This is a genomic window from Fulvivirga aurantia (assembly GCF_009711475.1).
Lineage (GTDB): Bacteria > Bacteroidota > Bacteroidia > Cytophagales > Cyclobacteriaceae > Fulvivirga > Fulvivirga aurantia.
This window is the reverse complement of the sequence record NZ_SMMD01000272.1, coordinates 1-1,436: the sequence shown is the minus strand read 5'-3', so window position 1 is coordinate 1,436 and position 1,436 is coordinate 1. Positions and strand designations below refer to the sequence as shown.

Below are 1,436 nucleotides of genomic sequence, written 5' to 3'. Positions count from 1 at the left end.
TTAATGATTTCGCTAGTTCCACCACCGTATTTTCCCTCAGTATATAGCATATCAAAGCCCGAACTGTCATAATCAATCAAAAACTCTGGACTCATTTTTCCGACATCAAATTCACCTCCATGAACGGATCTCACAACTTTGACTTGACCTAATGTAAGATCAGATAAACCAATTATAAAGATTAATACAAAAGTGAATTTCATATTCTTACTATTTACCCAAACAAAGCACCTGCAATAGTTGCAGTCATCATAGTAGCCAGAGTAGCCGCAAATAAAGCTCGCATACCCAGTTTACTTAAATCACTTTGTCGGCTTGGTGCCATGCCTCCGATACCACCAATCTGTATAGCGATAGAACTGAAGTTGGCAAAACCACATAAGGCATAAGTTGAGATGACAATAGCTTTTTCACTCAACTCTGCTGCTTGTTTCATTTCTGCGAGACTCAAATAGGCCACAAATTCATTGATCACAATTTTTTGACCTAGTAAACTTCCCACATTTACAGTTTCGTGCCAGTCTACACCCATAATAAAGGCAAACAATCTAAATACCTGACCTAAAATATACTCGAGAGAAAAGCCGGTAAACGCACCGTCCGTGCTGGCAATAACAAATTCATTAAGACCGGTTAAGTTGCCTATTCCATCAACCAAAATCCAATTGAGGGCAAATATGATTGCAATAAATGCCAACAACATACCGCCTATATTAATGGCTAATTTTACACCATCAGCGGCACCTTTAGCTAAAGCATCAATCAGGTTTACACCCATGCTGTCTTTGGAAACATGCAAGTCTGTATTAATCTGCTCTTTATTACGCTCAGGAATGATAATTTTAGCCAAAACAATAGCTGCAGGTGCATTCATGATCGATGCACTCAATAGATAGGCTGCATACTTGGCTCTTTCTGCAGGATCGTCACCTCCTAAGAAAGCTACATAACCAGCCAACACACCTCCCGCAATCGTGGCCATACCACCAGTCATGAGACACATCAGCTCAGACTTAGTCATATCTTTAACAAATGGGCGCACCAATAAAGGAGCTTCTGTTTGACCTAAAAATATATTACCTGCAGCAGAAAGGCTTTCTGCTCCGGAGAGACGCATGGTACGAGCCATGATCCAGGCAATTCCATAAACTATTTTTTGTAAAACACCCAGATAATATAAACCAGTAGATACGGTTGAAAAGAATATTACCGTTGGTAAAACCTGAAAAGCGAATATGAAACCAAACTTACTGGTGTTTACTAGATCACCAAATAAGAACTCAGCACCATCAGCTGAGAAGCTTAGGAAGGTTACAAATTTTTCACTAACCCAATCAAATGCATCTGCTACAAACCCAACTTTGGTGATGAGTAATGCAAACACTATTTGCAGTAAAACACCAATACCCACCAATCGCCAATCGATGGCTTTTTTA

At 39.6% G+C, this 1,436-nt stretch carries 2 protein-coding genes; both read right to left on the bottom strand.

Annotation, left to right across the window (positions count from 1 at the left end):
* Nucleotides 1-203 (bottom strand): hypothetical protein (locus E1176_RS20855; protein ID WP_222933043.1); only part of this gene is annotated, 203 nt, incomplete at its 3' end.
* A gap of 11 nt (nucleotides 204-214) precedes the next feature.
* Nucleotides 215-1,436: NupC/NupG family nucleoside CNT transporter (locus tag E1176_RS01070; RefSeq protein WP_155208739.1), on the bottom strand; the 1,222-nt coding region annotated here is incomplete at its 5' end.